Source organism: Rhizobium mayense, from assembly GCF_030272705.1.
Classification (GTDB): domain Bacteria; phylum Pseudomonadota; class Alphaproteobacteria; order Rhizobiales; family Rhizobiaceae; genus Rhizobium; species Rhizobium mayense.
In genome coordinates this window covers 482,893-499,518 of sequence record NZ_JARFYM010000001.1, presented here as the reverse complement: position 1 = coordinate 499,518, position 16,626 = coordinate 482,893, and the positions used below count along the sequence as shown (strand labels likewise).

Annotated in this window: 16 protein-coding genes; 7 read left to right on the top strand and 9 right to left on the bottom strand. The window is 60.5% G+C overall.

The window, feature by feature from the left end:
- Window positions 1–177: 177 nt before the first annotated feature.
- Window positions 178–3,045: an excinuclease ABC subunit UvrB gene (gene uvrB / locus PY649_RS02420; RefSeq protein WP_285866497.1), complete on the top strand. Its 2,868-nt coding sequence runs from the start codon at window positions 178–180 to the stop codon at window positions 3,043–3,045.
- A gap of 12 nt (window positions 3,046–3,057) precedes the next feature.
- On the opposite strand, the gene PY649_RS02415 is transcribed toward uvrB, so the two are convergent.
- On the bottom strand, window positions 3,058–3,735 hold the full coding sequence (locus tag PY649_RS02415) for a uracil-DNA glycosylase (protein WP_285866496.1): 678 nt from the start codon (window positions 3,733–3,735) through the stop codon (window positions 3,058–3,060).
- Between the two features lie 208 nt (window positions 3,736–3,943).
- Here PY649_RS02415 and PY649_RS02410 point away from each other — a divergent pair, with 208 nt between their 5' ends.
- The 3 genes from PY649_RS02410 to PY649_RS02400 all read left to right on the top strand — a co-directional run bounded on the left by PY649_RS02410 (window position 3,944) and on the right by PY649_RS02400 (window position 6,158).
- Window positions 3,944–5,389, top strand: coding sequence for an adenylate/guanylate cyclase domain-containing protein (locus PY649_RS02410; RefSeq protein WP_285866495.1), 1,446 nt, complete (start codon window positions 3,944–3,946; stop codon window positions 5,387–5,389).
- A gap of 134 nt (window positions 5,390–5,523) precedes the next feature.
- A complete protein-coding gene (locus PY649_RS02405) occupies window positions 5,524–5,835 on the top strand; it encodes a hypothetical protein (protein WP_285866494.1) in 312 nt (103 codons plus the stop codon).
- A gap of 110 nt (window positions 5,836–5,945) precedes the next feature.
- Window positions 5,946–6,158: a cold-shock protein gene (locus PY649_RS02400; protein ID WP_028752932.1), complete on the top strand. Its 213-nt coding sequence runs from the start codon at window positions 5,946–5,948 to the stop codon at window positions 6,156–6,158.
- A gap of 309 nt (window positions 6,159–6,467) precedes the next feature.
- On the opposite strand, the gene dusA is transcribed toward PY649_RS02400, so the two are convergent.
- Together dusA and PY649_RS02390 are read right to left on the bottom strand one after the other, a co-directional pair.
- Window positions 6,468–7,508 (bottom strand): tRNA dihydrouridine(20/20a) synthase DusA, encoded by a 1,041-nt coding sequence (dusA, locus tag PY649_RS02395; protein WP_285866493.1) that lies wholly within the window; start codon window positions 7,506–7,508, stop codon window positions 6,468–6,470.
- Between the two features lie 220 nt (window positions 7,509–7,728).
- Complete coding sequence (locus tag PY649_RS02390; protein WP_285866492.1) at window positions 7,729–8,700, bottom strand: DMT family transporter; 972 nt, start codon at window positions 8,698–8,700, stop codon at window positions 7,729–7,731.
- A 242-nt stretch (window positions 8,701–8,942) separates the two neighbouring features.
- Here PY649_RS02390 and PY649_RS02385 point away from each other — a divergent pair, with 242 nt between their 5' ends.
- The gene (locus PY649_RS02385; RefSeq protein ID WP_285866491.1) at window positions 8,943–9,638 is read left to right on the top strand and encodes a fumarylacetoacetate hydrolase family protein; all 696 of its coding nucleotides are present in this window, start codon (window positions 8,943–8,945) and stop codon (window positions 9,636–9,638) included.
- A gap of 15 nt (window positions 9,639–9,653) precedes the next feature.
- Window positions 9,654–10,184: a gamma carbonic anhydrase family protein gene (locus tag PY649_RS02380; RefSeq protein WP_285866490.1), complete on the top strand. Its 531-nt coding sequence runs from the start codon at window positions 9,654–9,656 to the stop codon at window positions 10,182–10,184.
- Between the two features lie 49 nt (window positions 10,185–10,233).
- Here the strand turns inward: PY649_RS02380 and PY649_RS02375 are convergent, their stop codons facing one another.
- From PY649_RS02375 to PY649_RS02365, 3 genes are read right to left on the bottom strand one after another with little or no spacing between them, the layout of a single operon-like run.
- A complete protein-coding gene (locus PY649_RS02375) occupies window positions 10,234–10,632 on the bottom strand; it encodes a Fur family transcriptional regulator (RefSeq protein WP_285866489.1) in 399 nt (132 codons plus the stop codon).
- Window positions 10,629–11,456 carry a zinc ABC transporter permease subunit ZnuB gene (gene znuB / locus PY649_RS02370; protein ID WP_285866573.1) on the bottom strand — a complete coding sequence of 276 codons (828 nt, stop codon included), beginning with the start codon at window positions 11,454–11,456 and terminating at the stop codon, window positions 10,629–10,631. The genes PY649_RS02375 and znuB overlap by 4 nt, the downstream gene beginning before the upstream one ends.
- A complete protein-coding gene (locus tag PY649_RS02365; protein ID WP_285866487.1) occupies window positions 11,449–12,354 on the bottom strand; it encodes an ATP-binding cassette domain-containing protein in 906 nt (301 codons plus the stop codon). Before PY649_RS02365 ends, znuB begins: the two co-directional genes overlap by 8 nt.
- 100 nt (window positions 12,355–12,454) lie before the next feature.
- Between PY649_RS02365 and PY649_RS02360 the strand changes: the two genes are divergently transcribed.
- Window positions 12,455–13,405, top strand: coding sequence for a zinc ABC transporter substrate-binding protein (locus PY649_RS02360; protein WP_285866485.1), 951 nt, complete (start codon window positions 12,455–12,457; stop codon window positions 13,403–13,405).
- A gap of 241 nt (window positions 13,406–13,646) precedes the next feature.
- On the opposite strand, the gene PY649_RS02355 is transcribed toward PY649_RS02360, so the two are convergent.
- The 3 genes from PY649_RS02355 to PY649_RS02345 form a co-directional block, all read right to left on the bottom strand.
- A complete protein-coding gene (locus tag PY649_RS02355) occupies window positions 13,647–14,381 on the bottom strand; it encodes a PAS domain-containing protein (protein WP_285866484.1) in 735 nt (244 codons plus the stop codon).
- 271 nt (window positions 14,382–14,652) lie between these two features.
- Window positions 14,653–15,585, bottom strand: coding sequence for a lipid A biosynthesis lauroyl acyltransferase (locus tag PY649_RS02350; RefSeq protein ID WP_285866483.1), 933 nt, complete (start codon window positions 15,583–15,585; stop codon window positions 14,653–14,655).
- Window positions 15,586–15,590: 5 nt separating this feature from the next.
- On the bottom strand, window positions 15,591–16,619 hold the full coding sequence (locus PY649_RS02345; RefSeq protein ID WP_285866482.1) for a zinc-binding dehydrogenase: 1,029 nt from the start codon (window positions 16,617–16,619) through the stop codon (window positions 15,591–15,593).
- Between the last annotated feature and the right edge of the window lie 7 nt (window positions 16,620–16,626).

The following is a 16,626-nucleotide window of genomic DNA, read 5'->3' as shown; positions in this document are numbered from 1 at the left end:
CTCCGATACGCGCAAAAAGAGTGTGGCGGATGTCTTGGGCAGCTTTTTTCAAACGAATCTATCTTGTGCCGGTTCCATCACATTTCGCGTGATGGGAAGCGGAAAAATCTACTGTCTGTTTCCCTTTTGTACTCTTCCCCCCTTCACATCGGCGCTGACTCCCTCCATATTCCGCCCATGGCAAAATCACCGAAAAAATCCCCCGCCCCTACCGGTTTCGAAGAGGCGCCGCAGGCACCGTTTGAAGGTGCGCCACTCAGCGGCAGCGTCGCCGATTGGGTCAAGCAGCTCGAAGCGGAGGCCGAGGCCGGCGGCGTCGAGAGCCAGCGCGAGATCGCCTCCAAGGCCGGCAAGCACCGCAAGAAGGTGGAGATCGCCGCATCGAAATCGGCGCGCGGCACCTCCATGGGCGGTTCTACCGACCCGAAAACGCGTGCCGCCGCCGGGCTCAATCCCGTGGCCGGCATGGACACCACGCTGGAGGAAGCCGTCAATGCCGGCACGGCCGTCACCGCAACGGTCGAGGCGCTGTCGGCGCTGATCGAGAGCGGCAATCCGCTGCACAAGAACGGCAAGATCTGGACGCCGCACCGCCCTGCCCGGCCGGAGAAATCCGAAGGCGGCATCACGATCCGCATGAGCTCCGACTACCAGCCCGCCGGCGACCAGCCGACGGCGATCCGCGACCTCGTGGAGGGCCTGGAAAACGGCGACCGCAGCCAGGTTCTGCTCGGCGTCACCGGCTCCGGCAAGACCTTCACCATGGCCAAGGTGATCGAAGCGACGCAGCGCCCGGCTGTCATCCTGGCGCCGAACAAGACGCTGGCGGCGCAGCTCTATTCCGAGTTCAAGAACTTCTTCCCGGACAACGCCGTCGAATATTTCGTCTCCTACTACGATTATTACCAGCCGGAAGCCTACGTGCCGCGCTCGGACACCTATATCGAGAAGGAATCCTCCATTAACGAGCAGATCGACCGCATGCGCCACTCGGCGACGCGTTCGCTGCTGGAGCGCGACGACTGTATCATCGTCGCCTCGGTCTCCTGCATCTACGGTATCGGCTCGGTCGAGACCTATACGGCCATGACCTTCCAGATGAATGTCGGCGACCGGCTGGATCAGCGCCAGCTCCTCGCCGACCTCGTGGCGCAACAATACAAGCGCCGCGACATGGATTTCATCCGCGGCTCCTTCCGCGTGCGCGGCGACACCATCGAAATCTTCCCGGCCCACTTGGAGGATGCCGCCTGGCGCATCTCCATGTTCGGCGACGAGATCGACGCCATCACCGAATTCGATCCGCTGACCGGCCAGAAGACCGGCGACCTGAAATCGGTGAAGATCTACGCCAATTCGCACTATGTCACGCCGCGCCCGACACTGAACGGCGCCATCAAGGCGATCAAGGAGGAGCTGAAGCTCCGCCTCGCCGAGCTGGAAAAGGCTGGCCGACTGCTGGAAGCGCAGCGCCTGGAGCAGCGCACCCGCTACGATGTCGAAATGTTGGAGGCCACCGGCTCCTGCCAGGGCATCGAGAACTATTCGCGCTATCTCACCGGCCGCAACCCCGGCGAGCCGCCTCCGACCTTGTTCGAATATATCCCCGACAACGCCATCATCTTCATCGACGAAAGCCACGTCACAGTGCCGCAGATCGGCGGCATGTATCGCGGCGACTTCCGGCGCAAGGCAACGCTGGCCGAATATGGCTTCCGCCTGCCCTCCTGCATGGACAACCGGCCGCTGCGCTTCGAGGAATGGGACGCCATGCGCCCCGATACCGTCGCGGTGTCGGCAACGCCGGGCGGCTGGGAAATGGAGCAATCCGGCGGAGTCTTCGCCGAACAGGTCATCCGCCCGACCGGCCTGATCGACCCGCCGGTCGAAGTCCGCTCCGCCCGCACCCAGGTCGACGATGTCCTCGGCGAAATCCGCGAGACAGCCGCCAAGGGCTATCGCACCCTCTGCACCGTGCTGACCAAGCGCATGGCCGAGGACCTGACGGAATATCTGCATGAACAGGGCGTGCGCGTCCGCTACATGCACTCCGACATCGACACGCTGGAGCGTATCGAGATCATCCGCGACCTGCGCCTCGGCGCATTCGACGTGCTCGTCGGCATCAACCTGCTGCGCGAAGGCCTCGACATTCCCGAATGCGGCTTCGTCGCCATCCTCGACGCCGACAAGGAAGGTTTTCTGCGCTCGGAAACGTCGCTGATCCAGACGATCGGCCGCGCAGCGCGTAACGTCGACGGCAAGGTCATCCTCTATGCGGACACCGTCACCGGCTCGATGCAGCGGGCGATGGAGGAAACCAGCCGCCGCCGCGAAAAGCAGATGGCCTACAACGAGGAAAACGGCATCACGCCGGAATCGGTGAGGGCGAAGATTTCCGACATTCTCGACAGCGTCTACGAGAAGGACCATGTCCGCGCCGATATCGGCGGGGCCTCCGGCAAGGGCTTCGCCGATGGCGGCCACCTCGTCGGCAACAACCTGCAGGCCCATCTCAACGCGCTGGAAAAACAAATGCGCGACGCCGCCGCCGACCTCGACTTCGAAAAGGCCGCGCGACTGCGCGACGAAATCAAACGCCTCAAGGCCGCCGAACTCGCCGTCATGGACGACCCGATGGCGCGCGAGGAGGCAAGAAGCATCGAGAGCAAGGGTGGCCGCCCTAATCCTTCGAGGCTCCGCCCTTCGGGCTCCGCACCTCAGGATGAGGACGGAGCGGGCACCGCATCAGCACACCAAGGCACCCCTCATCCTGAGGAGGGAGCGCAGCGACCCTCGAAGGGCTACTTCGCCAAGCCCAACCTCGACGAAATGGGCCCCGGCAGCGACGCCGGCACGCCCCTCTTCCGCAAGAACACACTGGACGAAATGACCGTCGGCCGGACGGAAAAGCCGGTCCTCGGCAAGGTGCCGGACAAGCCGATCATTCGGGCAAAGCCGGGGGTCGGGTCCTATGAGGATGCGGTGGATGAGAAGCAGCGGAAGGGCCGGACCAAGGGGAAGACGGGGCGGCCTGGGAGGTAGGGCGGGAGCGAACTAAAGCAAACTTAGTTGAGCTTGAGAAATTCGGGCATCCCTAAGCTGATAGTAGCTTCTCATAGACGCAAGAAATTCGGTTTGCCCTCCGTAACTAGGATGTCGGACCGCCAAAGCGTCTATGTCTAATGTTGAAAGTGCTAATTGCGCATCGCGCCCAATCGCGATTATCTGCGCAGGCGCGAGCCGATCAATGAGCCAGTCGAGGAGAAATCGACAAGATTCAGCTTCCTTACGAGTATGAGCCCTGTTGCTCATCCGGTCATTGGACTCGTAAGGGTGAAGTGGAAAAACATTCCATAAAAATATCGGTTGCCTGACAGATTCAAGTATACTCCAGATGACTTTCGCTGTTCGCTCACCCTGTGGCGTGCCCTTTGTAGCTCGCTTAAGCGGGCGCGTGCCCATCAATTCAGCGTGCGCGGCAAGATGCAATTCGTCGGTTAGCGCAAGACCAGTTCGGCGTCCGCCGCGATAGCCCAAATCGCGCGCAATCCAAAGCGACGAAACGCCCTGATTTAGCGCTGCATATAACACTCTGAGTAAATTATCCCGCCGTATCTCAGGCGCATGTGCCAGATCAAATTCAGAGCAAATCTCGCTGTAAGGATTGAAAGCATAATCGAAACCCAAGGTCGCCAACACATCGACAAAGTCGCCAGCCGTCTCGATTCGCATATTCTTTCCCCTTCTTATCCCCAATCTGCGGGGCGTCCGAGCATCGAAAACAAGAGATCACCATCTTGGGCCGACGACGGGAAGGCTAAGTCCTTCTCCATCTTATCCCACGCGGACGCGCACCCCATTCTTTGCTATAATCTCAAATAGCCAAGACAGCTCCCAAGGCACGGCCAAACCTGATCGATAGCCGAAACGCAGGTGCCACATGACCGACATTCAGGAACGGCTCCTTGAAAGCAAGATCACCGAGATCGAGCAGGCCCGGTCCTGGAGTCCCCGGGTTATCTCCAATTTCGAAACACTGATCCGCAGCGGCGACGACCTGTCCCTCTACCGCGTCAATCCCCTCGCCTTCGCTCGTGACCGCGCCATCGCGGAGGCAGAGAGCATCGATCTGTTTCTCCATGCGACCCGAAGCGGCTTGTTCGAGATGAGCTGGGACGTGGTGTGCCCGCAATCCGGCATGGTGCTCGACAGTTTCGGCGCCTTGCGAACGTTGAAGACCCACTATGTCTGCGGTCTGTGCGATGTCAGCGGCGAAACCAATCTCGACGATTTCATCGAGGTCACCTTCACGGTGTCGCCGCACCTCCGCCGGCTGCCGTTTCATGATCCCGCCTCGCTCTCGGTCGAGGATTTTCACTGGAAGGCGCACTTCCTGAGCGACGCGCGGATACCCGGCCAGCAGATCCGCTTTCTCGACGTCCTGCAGGGTCTGGTTCGCGGCCTCTCTTTCCTTCCGCCCGGCTCGGTCACGACGCTAAGGGCGGAGCTCGGTCCCGGCGCCCTGGCGGGGGTCAATGTCCAGACCCAGGCCGGTTTCGCGTTACCGGTCGCGGGCGAGCCCGTGACAGCACCGACGCACCTGCGGATCGGGTATGACGGGCAGCGGTTTTCCGCTTCGCCGCCGGCAGTGCCACCAGGCCCTGTCATCATCGACGTGCAGAACTCCGGTGCCGTACGCGGCTCGCTGCTGCTGATCAATTGGCCGCCTGAAATCCTGGCGCAGACGATCAAGCCAGCCCTCGACTTCGCTCCCTACATGTCGGGCGGGATGCTGCTTGCCCGGCAGACTTTTCGGCGCCTGTTTCGCTCGGAAAACGTCGACGAAAAGGAAGGTCTGGGTATCCGCCAGGTGACCCTGCTGTTCACGGACCTCAAGGGGTCGACCGCCATGTATGAGCGGCTTGGCGATCTCAATGCCTATGCGCTGGTTCGCGAGCATTTCGCGTTGCTCGGCGCGACGGTGCAGGAGCATTCGGGCGCGATCGTCAAGACAATCGGCGACGCCGTGATGGCTGCCTTCTCCTGCCCGGCGGATGCTGTCTCGGCTGCGCTGCACATTCTGGGGGTAATCGCGCGCTACAATGCCGCGCATGGCGAGCCCAGCCTCATCCTGAAGATCGGAGCCCATTGCGGCCCCTCGATCGCCGTAAGCCTGAACGAAAACCTCGATTATTTCGGCCAGACCGTAAATGTCGCCGCGCGCGTGCAGTCGCTGGCTGACGCGGGGGAAATCTGCATTTCGGAAGCGCTGTTTTCGGCGCCGGGCGTCAGCAAGCTCCTCGCCGGCCACAGGCTGGTTGCCTTCGAAGCTCCTCTTCGGGGCGTCGAGGGAACTGCGTGCGTGTACCGCGTGATGCCCGATTAGACATCGTGGAGGGGCAACAGGTCTTCGCCAATTGTGCAGCGAAGGAGCCTGCTATCGGGCGGCCGCGGAAGCGCGGCGGCAGCCCCTTCCACGTCCCCGCCCGCATCACGAGGAACACAGCGGGGGTATGCGCCATGTCGAAGCCGCAGCAGCTGGGAGAATCTGCTATTTTGGATGAACGCAAAGCAAACAGGCGGCGCCAAAGCCAAGCCATCATCTCTGCTCCGTCATGGCACACCATGGCATCGCGACAACGGATCATTTCCAACCCCTTGAATTTCCCGCCCTATCTCGCACTGTTCTCGCTTTACCCCAATATTGCCCCTTGCCTTTTTATGCAAATCCTGTCACCCATATGCCCGCTCGGGCATTTGCATGCCGGTGACTGGACTGATTTGGCAATGCCGACTGCGCGAGGCAGCCTCAGAGGTTTATCCTCTGCGTAGACGTTCTTTCCCCGTACGTGACTTCTCGACTGGTCTTTGCGTAGGGCAAAGGCTAAACCGCTCGGGGCAGCCCGGGCAGACATCAGACTGAAGGGAAAAGGACTATCCCAATGGCCACCAAGGGCATCGTAAAGTTTTTCAACCAGGACAAGGGTTTTGGTTTCATCACCCCGGACGGCGGCGCTAAGGACGTATTCGTCCATATTTCCGCTCTCCAGGCTTCCGGCATCCAGTCGCTCCGCGAAGGCCAGCAGGTCACCTTCGACACCGAGCCGGATCGCATGGGCAAGGGCCCGAAGGCTGTCAACATCAAGGCTTCCTAAGTCTGAGTTGATACCTGGCTAAGGTTTCGAACGGCGCGGTGAAAACCGCGCCGTTTTTGCGTTTTGGGGTAGCCCAAACGAAGGCCAGCCGGTGCGGCAAGCGCGATGGCCTATCTCGCCCTTGGCGGGCGAGAAAGCAATTTCACTGGTTTAGGAATTGCGACACCGCAGCGTACCACAAGGTCAGGAGACCAACGCAATTTCTAAGCCATTGAAATTGCAAGAGAGGGGGTACCTTCTTGCGTTGATATGCAGAGAATTCGGTGCGCCCATGCCTACCCCCCTTGCAAAAACTAAGGCTCTGTGCCCTCACGCACTCACGCGCTCGCCCTCGCCGGCAAAATCCACCGCCGCAAATGCCGCCGCGATCACCTCCGGCCCTGCCCCCGGCTTGCTGGCGTCGGTGGAGAGGATCTGGCGGTAGCGGCGCGCGCCCGGCAGACCGGTGAAGAGGCCGACCATGTGGCGGGCGACATGCTGCAGGCGGCCGCCATGGGCGATGTGGCGCTCGGCGTAGGCCATCATCCGGTCGCGCAGGTCGTTCCAATCCGGCTCGACAGACGGTTCTCCATAGAAGCGATGGTCGACATCGGCGAGGATGGCGGCGTTCTGATAGGCGGCGCGACCGAGCATCACACCGTCGACATGGGCAAGATGCGCCTCGGCCTGATCCAGCGTCTGGATACCGCCGTTGATGCCGATGAAGACACCCGGCCAGCGCTCTTTCATCCTGTAGACGATGTCGTAATCCAGCGGCGGGATCTCGCGGTTTTCCTTCGGCGACAGGCCCTTCAGCCAGGCCTTGCGGGCATGGATCCAGATCGCATCGGCGCCGGCATCGAGCACGCGGGTGATAAGGTCGGGCAGCGCCTGTTCCGGTTCCTGCTCGTCGACGCCGATTCGGCATTTCACCGTCACTGGCACGCTGGAAACCTTCTTCATCGCCGCAACGCAATCCGCCACCGTCTCCGGCGTCAGCATCAAGCAGGCGCCGAACGTACCGGACTGCACGCGATCCGACGGGCAGCCGACATTGAGGTTGATCTCGTCATAACCATAAACTTCGGCAATCCGCACCGCTTCCGCCAGTTTGGCCGGATCGAAGCCGCCGAGTTGCAGCGCCACAGGATGCTCGCTGGCATCATGACCCAACAGCCGGTCGCGTGGCCCATGGATGATCGCATCCGCCACCACCATCTCGGTATAGAGCAGCGCATGCCGGCTGATCTGCCGGTGCAGATACCGACAATGCCGGTCCGTCCAGTCGATCATGGGAGCGACGGCGAAAACCGGCTTGCGGCTGTAAAGGTTATTCGCCAGCACTTCGGGCTTTTCCGCCGATTTTGTCATGTCTTATCTGCTCGCATAAACATTGTTCTGGCCCGCTCGAAGCGTCTGTTGCTGTATCGAAGCGACCCTAAAGGCGCACAGCAGCAGGATGGGCACGATTTCGAGAGGCGATATACAGCAGAGATAGGAATAAAGCGAGATGGCGTCAAAGTTCAAACGAGGCCGCAAGTCCTCGTCCGGAACAGCGTGGCCCTGACGACCAGCGACGTGACCGCAAGCCTCAGGGCTTCGCCGCCGCCAGTTCGGTCCTCGGCTTCAACAGGGTGACGAGAAGCAGGCCGACAATAATGATCGCCGCGCCTTCGAGGTGATAGAACTGCAACTGCTCGCCGAGCAGCAGATAGGCGAGCACGGCCGTGAAGATCGTCTGGAGGTAGAGCAGCACGCCCGCCCGGGCCGCACCCAGCGCCTCGACGCTGCGATTGAAAAGATAATAGGTCAGCGCCCCGCCAGGGATTGCCACATAGGCGAGAGCGATCAGCCCGTTGCCGTTGAGAGCAGAGCGCTCGTCGGACGCAAGCTCCCAGAGGTAAAAAGGCAGCGCGGTGAGCACCGCGGCACCGAGCAGCAACACCAGGAGCGGAAGGCGCTCTATATCGAATTTCGCGCGGCGGAGCAGGACGGCATAAAGACTGAAACAGAGGGAGCCGGCGACGATCCACAGCTCCCCTGGATTGATATCGAGTCGCATCAACGCGGCCGGGCTGCCCTTGACGACGATGACCACGATGCCGAGGAAAGCGATGATCGATCCCGCCACCTGCCAGGTTCCCATCGGCTCGCCCAGAATGAGGCGGGCAAGGATCATGGTGATGATGGGGATCAGAGCCATGATAATGCCGGCCGTCGTGACATCCGCATGCTCCAGGCCGGTGAAGAGCAGGCCCTGGCAGATCGCAAGACCGACGCCGCCAATACACAGGAGTTCAAGCGGACGAGCCCTCGCAAGCGCAACCATGGCGCCAAAATGCCGGCGCACGATCGGCAGCAGGATGGCGCAAGCGATCAGCACGCGCCAGAAGCAGAGCGCCCAGGGCGGCATTTCGTGAGACACCCATTTCGCGGCAATATAGACGCCAGCCGACAGCAGCCAACAGAGAACCGCCACGGAATAGGCCGACGCAAGCGAATTGCCCGCCGCCTGTCCCGTCCCGACGTGATCGGTGTGGACCCCCAAAACATTTATCGCCATGGTTTAGTTATGCCACAATTCCCATCATCTGCACAGATGGACGCGATCCGCAGTGGCCACGGCAAAATATCCCGCCATCGATCCTCAGGGCGTCACCACACAAAGAAAACCCTCTACCCTGCGCTTTATATCAAAACGATTCCGAAGGTTGGTTTTCTCCTCCGCTCCATTGGTGCTAGGTTGCCGTTGGAGTCGGAAGGCATGGATCTTCTGGCAGCAGACGAACTATTTGAGAGATTGTCATGACCGAACAATTTGCCACCGTCATTCCCCTGCCCGCGCCTGTCCTCCTGCCGATCGAGGGCGAAACCGCATCCTTCCCCGTGCGCCGCGTCTATTGCGTCGGCCGCAACTATGCCGACCACGCGATCGAGATGGGCCACGACCCCAGCCGGGAAGCGCCCTTCTTCTTCCAGAAGAACCCGGACAATCTGTTGCCGAAAGGCGATTTCCCCTATCCGCCGCTGTCGTCGGATGTGCATCACGAGGTCGAGCTGGTGATTGCACTGAAAAGCGGCGGCGCCGACATTCCGGCCGAGAGGGCACTCGACTGCATCTACGGCTATGCCGTCGGCATCGACTTCACCCGCCGCGACCTGCAGGGCGAAGCCAAGAAGCTCGGCCGCCCCTGGGAAGTCGCCAAGGCCTTCGAACATTCCGCCCCCGTTTCCGCGCTCGTCCCGGCAACACGCGTCGGCCATCCGGACAAGGGCGCCATCTGGCTGATCCGCAACGGTGAGTCGGCGCAGAGAGGCGACCTGTCGCAAATGATCTGGAAGGTGCCGGAAATCATCGCCGAGCTCTCGAAACTGTTCACGCTGGCGCCCGGCGATGTCATCATGACCGGCACGCCGGCCGGCGTCGGCCCTGTCTCGCGCGGCGACAAGATTACCTGCGCCGTAGATGGCGTCGCAGCCTTGACGCTAAACGTCGTTTGATCGGGGAGAAACGAGATGCCGCTTTATGCCCTTGCAGGTCTTGTGCCCAAGACGCCCGATCCCGGCCGCTATTGGATAGCGCCCGACGCAAGCGTGATCGGCAAGGTCGAGCTCGGCGAAGATGTCGGCATCTGGTTTGGATCGGTCCTGCGCGGCGACAACGAGCCGATCGTCGTCGGCAAGGGCACCAATATCCAGGAAGGGACGATGGTGCATACCGATCCCGCTTTCCCGACAGCGATCGGCGAAGGCTGTACCATCGGTCACCATGCGATCATCCACGGCTGCACAATCGGCGACAATTCGCTGATCGGGATGGGCGCCACCATCCTGAATGGCGCGAAGATCGGCAGGAACTGCCTCGTCGGTGCCAATGCACTGGTGACTGAAGGCAAGGAATTTCCGGATGGCTCCCTGATCGTCGGCGCTCCGGCCAAAGCGATCCGCACGCTCGACGCTGCCGTTATCGAAGGCCTGCGCCGTTCCGCCCGCAACTATGTCGCCAACTGGCAGCGCTTTGCGCGCGACCTCAAGAGACTGGATTAGGCGGCGTTCCCGACAGCCCGCGGCTTTAGGGATAAAGCCTCACTGACATTCAAGCGGCGCAGCTGGCGCAATGGCCGCGGATTTCGATGGTCGACTTCTCGGCCTTGAACTTATGTGATTTCAGCCAGTGCATCAGCCGATGATCCACCTCATGATCATGGAATTCGATCACCTGCCCGCAGCTTTCGCAGATGGCGAAGGCGACGAGGCCGTGGCTGTGGCAATTTTCGTCCGGATGGGCGCAAGCGACGAAGGAGTTGATGCTCTCCAGTCGATGGACGACGCCATATTCCAGCAGCTTGTCTAGCGCCCTATAGACCTGCAACGGCGCGCGGAAACCATGGTCGCGCAGCTTGTCGAGGATTGTATAGGCGCTGAGCGGCGCCTCCGCCTTGGTCAGGACATCGAAAACGAGTGACTGATTCTTGGTAAGTATCGGAGTGGTCATGATTCCTGTCCTCCCTGATGCGCCGCCGGCGCGCCGGCCCTGCGGGCAAGGGGCAGCAGACTGATGATAAACAGAACGAGCGCCGCCACCACGATCGACGGACCGGAGGGCGTATCGTAACGCAGCGAGCCGAACAGCCCGCCGACGACGGCGACGGCACCGATCAGCGAAGCAAAGACAGCCATCATCTCCGGTGTCGCGGCAAAGCGGCGAGCGGTCGCAGCAGGAATGATCAGCAGCGCGGTGATCAGCAGGATACCGACGATCTTCATGGCGATGGCGATGACGACGGCCATCAGCAGCATGAAAAACAGCTTCGCCCGCTCCGGCTCCAGCCCTTCCGCCTCGGCCAGCTCCGGATTGACGGTGGAGGCGAGCAACGGCCGCCAAAGCCAGGCAATGGCTGCCAAAACCAGAATGCCGCCGCCCCAGATCAGCGCGATATCCGAACGATTAACGGCGAGAATGTCGCCGAAGAGGAAAGCGATGAGATCAATCCGTACCCAGCTCATGAAAGCGACGATGACAAGGCCGATCGCAAGCGTCGCATGCGATAGAATGCCGAGCAGCGCGTCCGCCGACAGCGCCTGGCGACGCTGCAGGAACAGCAGCAGGATCGAGACGGCCGCGGCAACGGCGAAAACGGAGAGTGTCAGATTGAGCTGGAAGAGCAGCGACAGCGCCACGCCCAGCAATGCCGAATGCGAGATCGTATCGCCGAAATAGGCCATGCGCCGCCAGATGATGAAGCAGCCGAGCGGCCCGGTGGTCAGCGCCAGCCCGACACCCGCGACCACCGCGCGCAGGAAGAAATCGTCAAACATGACGTTCTCCTGCGGCGTGATGATCGTGATCGTGGTGGGCATGCTCGTGATCGTGCCCAGGATCATGATCGTGAACGTGATGATGGTCATGGCCGTGATGACCGTCGTCAGCGCGGCAATCATCGGTGATCGAACCATCGGCGTGCTGCACACGGCCGTCAGGCAGATGCGTATGGTCGTGATGATGGCTGTAGATCGCAAGCGATTGTGCCGCCCGCGTGCCGAACAGCCTGACATATTCCGGGCTCTGGGTGACCGCCTGCGGCGTGCCGCGGCAACAGACATGGCCATTGAGGCAAACAACCGTGTCAGTCGCAGCCATGACGACATGCAGATCATGCGAGATCAGCAGAATGCCGCAGCCTTCGGAATTGCGGATCGATTTGATGAGGTCGTAAAGTGCGATCTCGCCGCTGAAATCGACGCCTTGTACCGGCTCGTCCAGCACCAGCAGGTCCGGCTTGCGGGCAATGGCGCGCGCCAGCAAGGCTCGCTGGAACTCGCCGCCTGACAGATGCTGCACCTCCGCCTTGGCGAGATGGGCGATGCCCACGGCCTCCAAAGCCGCCTTCAGCTCCGATTCGCTCAACGGCCCGGTCAAGGTCATCAAACGATGGACGCTCAGAGGCAAGGTCCAGTCGATGGCGAGTTTTTGGGGCACATAACCGACCTTGAGACCGGCAATACGCTCGACGCGGCCTTCATTCGGCTTCAGCACGCCGATCGCGGTCTTGGCGCTCGTGGACTTGCCGGAGCCGTTCGGGCCGATCAGGGTGACGATCTCGCCGCGGCTCACTGAAAAATCGACGCCGCGCACCAGCCAGCGGCCGTCGCGGCGAACGCCAACGTCATGGAGCGACACTAGCGGTCGGCTCTTATTGTCCACGGAAGAAAGCATGAGATTTCCATTTGTGCTGTTGCGCCTTGCTATCGCACACGTTATAGCATAACGCAATTGATGTAATAACATAACAGAACCCGTTCAAGGTCAGTATCGCATGCCCCTGGCAAAGGCCATTCTCCCCCTCACCACCTCTTTGTTGCTTTTCGGGCTTTTCGCCAACCCGGCACCTGCCGCCGACCCGCCGGAGGTGGTGGTTTCGATCAAGCCGGTTCATTCCCTCGTCGCCGCGATCATGCAGGGCGTCGGCGCACCGGATCTGATTGTCGATGGTGCCGCCTCGCCACATACTTATGCGCTGAAACCCTCAAATGCGCGGGCACTGGAAGGGGCCAAGGTGGTCTTCTGGGTCGGTCCCGGCATGGAAGCGTTCCTGGAAAAACCACTCTCGGCCCTCGGCTCGAACGCCCTCGTCGTTGAGCTCGATAAGGCGCCGGGCATCACCAAACTGAAATTCCGCCAGGGCGGCGCATTCGAAGCGGATAACGATGGCGACGAACCGGCAGCAGATGCAGCCGATTCGCACGATCACGGCGCGTTCGACACACATCTCTGGCTCGATCCACACAACGCCAAGGCGATGACGGCCGAGATCACCACTACATTAGTCGCAGCCGATCCCGCCAACGCCCTGACATATGAAGCGAACCAGAAGGCACTGGACGACAAGCTGGACGCGCTCGACGCGGAAATCGCCTCAACCGTCGCGCCCGTCAAGGACAAGCCCTTCGTCGTCTTCCACGACGCCTATCAATATTTCGAGCGCCGCTATGGCGTGCATGTCGCAGGCTCGATCACGGTCAGCCCGGAAAGCATGCCGGGCGCGCAACGGGTGGCGGAAATCCACGGCAAGGTCGCCGATCTCGGCGCCACCTGCGTCTTCGCCGAGCCGCAATTCGAGCCAAAGCTGGTCAATGTTGTTATCGAGGGTACATCCGCCAAATCGGGCGTGCTCGATCCGGAAGCAGCGACGCTGCCACAAGGGCCGGATCTCTATTTCAACCTGATGCGCGGCATCGCCAATTCACTGAAAACCTGCCTCTCCTGATACACGCAATCATCGACGATGAGAACGAGCCATTTGCTCGCTTTTTTCACCACAAAATCTTAAAAATAACAGGCTTCGCTGCCTTTCCTTCGACTGGAGGCGGAGGACAGCGAAACGAATTCACCGAAAGAGGCTCGACGGCCGGTTTCTCAGGACCTGCGATGACGAGAAGGACAATAGCTGCGCGCCCACACATTTGCGCACAATCGAACCTCTCTTGTTCGGATGCTGAAACGGCCCGTCAGGCCACCAGCATATTCCTCGGAACGACGCCGACTTCATGTACGACCAGCAGAGCGCCGATCACTTCGTCTCTCGACTTGGTGGCGCGCAGCGGCGTCATCCGGCAATGCAGGGTCTTATTGGCATCCGTCGGGTGATAGGACGGATAGAGGCAATCAACCGTCTGACCGGCAAAGCACGCGTCGAGCTTGGACTTGACGCTGTTTTCAAACCGTTCAGGACCGATGAATTCGGAAAGATGGCGACCGACCAGCTCGATCGGTTTCGATTCCAGGAATTCGGAATTGGCCGCATTGCTGTAGAGATAGCGATAATCGCGCGTGATGACAGCGACACGGTCCGGCAGGCTGTCGAGAATGACATCATTCAAAACGTTGTCGTCGTCGAAGCCGGCGACCTCGCCTACCGGCTCGTTTTTCTTTGCGGAAAACGCCATCAGCACTTCAGCCGCAGCCTCGCTGGCACCGCCGAAATAGCGATCGATCAGCGACGACAGCGATGCAGAATTACGCACCACCCGTGAGCGATCATCCGATTCCTCGCGGATCAGGTTGCTCATGAATTGCAGCTGCATGTACATTTCGAGAAGGCTGGTGGCTTTATAGGACAGGATCGCTGCTACGAGCGGCTCCAATTCGCGATCGAGTGAACCAACCAGTTCATCATCACCCAGTTTGATCGCCCGTTGAATCTGGGTGCATTTCATGGAGAAGGCATGAAAGAGTGCCAGCAAATTGCCCTCCTGTCCTTGCCCATAGTTCAGCCTCGGGCCTCAACCCCGACGCTACTGTGAACAAGGATCTTCAGCCTGGCGTCCGCTATCTCGCCAAACTTTCTTGCGGTTGAAATAACATGACTTACCCTCACATTCAATCCTGATAGATTGAAGTTCCCGGGAAAGGCGAGTTTTTCGAAAGGCAAGGCTTACCTAAGGTCAAATATGGAAGCTCGTAGGCCTTGAATTGATCCGTTCTGCTACGAACGGCTTTATTTAAGTAACCTCTTTAAAAGACAGACTTTTTGATATTCCAGCGGTCGTGATACCACAGCCATTGCTCGGGATGTTCTCTTACCCAGCTTTCGACCTTGTCGTTCAGCAACTGCGCCGTCGCGGGCAGGTTGAGGTTGCCGCGCTCGTCGCGGGGCATCTCAAGTCGCGGCTCGATTTCCAGCCGATAACGGTTACCCGGCAACCGAATACAGCGAGCCGGATAAACCTCGCAATCAAACTGGCGGACCAGCTTCGGCAACAGCGGATTGGTCTTCACGTCGCGGCCGAAGAACAGCGTCTTCAGCCCCTTGCGAAACTTCTGGTCGACCAGCACACCGACGCCGCTGCCGGCCTCCAATTGCCGGGCCAGGGCGAAAGACGATCCCGCATGCGAAGGCACGAGGTTCCCCATGCGCTTGGCACGAAAATCGAAAACCTTCTGTGCCACATAGGGATTGTTCGGGGGGCGAAAGAGCACGGTGACCTTCAGCCCGAAAGCCGCACCCGCTACCGGCAGCAGCTCGAAATTGCCCGTGTGTCCCGTAAAGACGATGAACGGCCTCGGATTTTCCATGAGGTCGACAAAGATCGGAATGCCGGATACCTCGATGCGACCCGGCTTCTCGCTGTAAGGATCGAAATCGAACAGCCGATCGAGGAAGACATATTCCGCTGCCAGCCGCCCCATATTGCCCCAGCTTGCCAGCGCGATCTCGGCGATCTCCGCATCACTCTTCTCGGGAAATGCGTTGTGCAGGTTCGCCAGCATCAGCTTGTGCCGACGCATGCGCGGCCCGATCTTGCGGGTCAGCCAGTCAGCAAAGTTGATGCCGCCATCAGCCGGAAACAACTTCAGGAAGTTCAGAAAGCCGAAGATGATCTGCGCGGTCAGCCATTGCTGGAAATGCCGGACGGCAAGCACGATCCGGGTGATGACGAGCTTCACGCCGGTCAATCCATCTTGAGGATGATTTTGCCGAAAATCTGGCGCGATTCCATCCGCTCCAGCGCCCGGTCGATATCGCCGAAGCTCACTTCGGTGTCGATCACCGGATGCACCAGCCCGCGGGCCATCTTCTGCATGGCATTCGCCATATTTTCCATGCGGCAGCCGAAAGAACCCAACAGCTTCAACTGCTGCTGGAACAGCATCATCAGGTTCATGTCCGTAGAGACGCCGGAGGTCGAGCCGCAGGTGACGAGACGCCCGCCGCGCTTCATGCACAGCATCGAACCGGCCCAGGTATCCTTGCCGACATGTTCGAAGACGACGTCGACACCCTTCTTCTTCGTCAGCTTGCGCACCACGCCTTCGAAGCGGTCGGTACGATAATTGATGACGTGGTCGGCGCCGAGCGCCTTGGCCTTCTCGATCTTGTCGTCGGAGCCGACGGTCGTGATGACTGTGCAGCCGATCTTCTTGGCAAGCTGGATGGCAGCCGTGCCGATGCCGGAACCGCCGGCATGGACGAGGATCGTCTCACCCGGCTCTAGCTTGGCGTTGTCGAACAGCATATGCTCGACCGTGCCGAAAGTAACCGGCGCCAGCGCCGCACCGATCGCATCGACACCGGGAGGAGCCGGAACCAGCAGGCGAGCCGGCAGATTGACTTTCTCTTGCGCGAAGCCGTCGAGATGGAAACCATGGACGCCGCCGACATGTTCGCAGAGATTGTCGCGGCCTTCGCGGCAGTGACGGCAGAGTCCGCAAGTGCGCGCGCCATAGATCGACACGAGCTGGCCCGGCAGCACATTGGCCACTCCCGGCCCGATCGCTTCGACGACGCCGGCGGCCTCTGCGCCGATGACGAGCGGCATCTTGCGCTTGGCGAACGCCATGCCGCGCCAGCCCCAGACATCGATGTGATTCAGGGCGACCGCTTTGACGCGCAGGGTCACCTCACCCGCGCCCGGTGCCTCGGGCTCCGGCAGATCGGTGATCTCAAGTTTGCGGTCGTCGACCAGTTGCAAAGCGCGCATAGCAAAG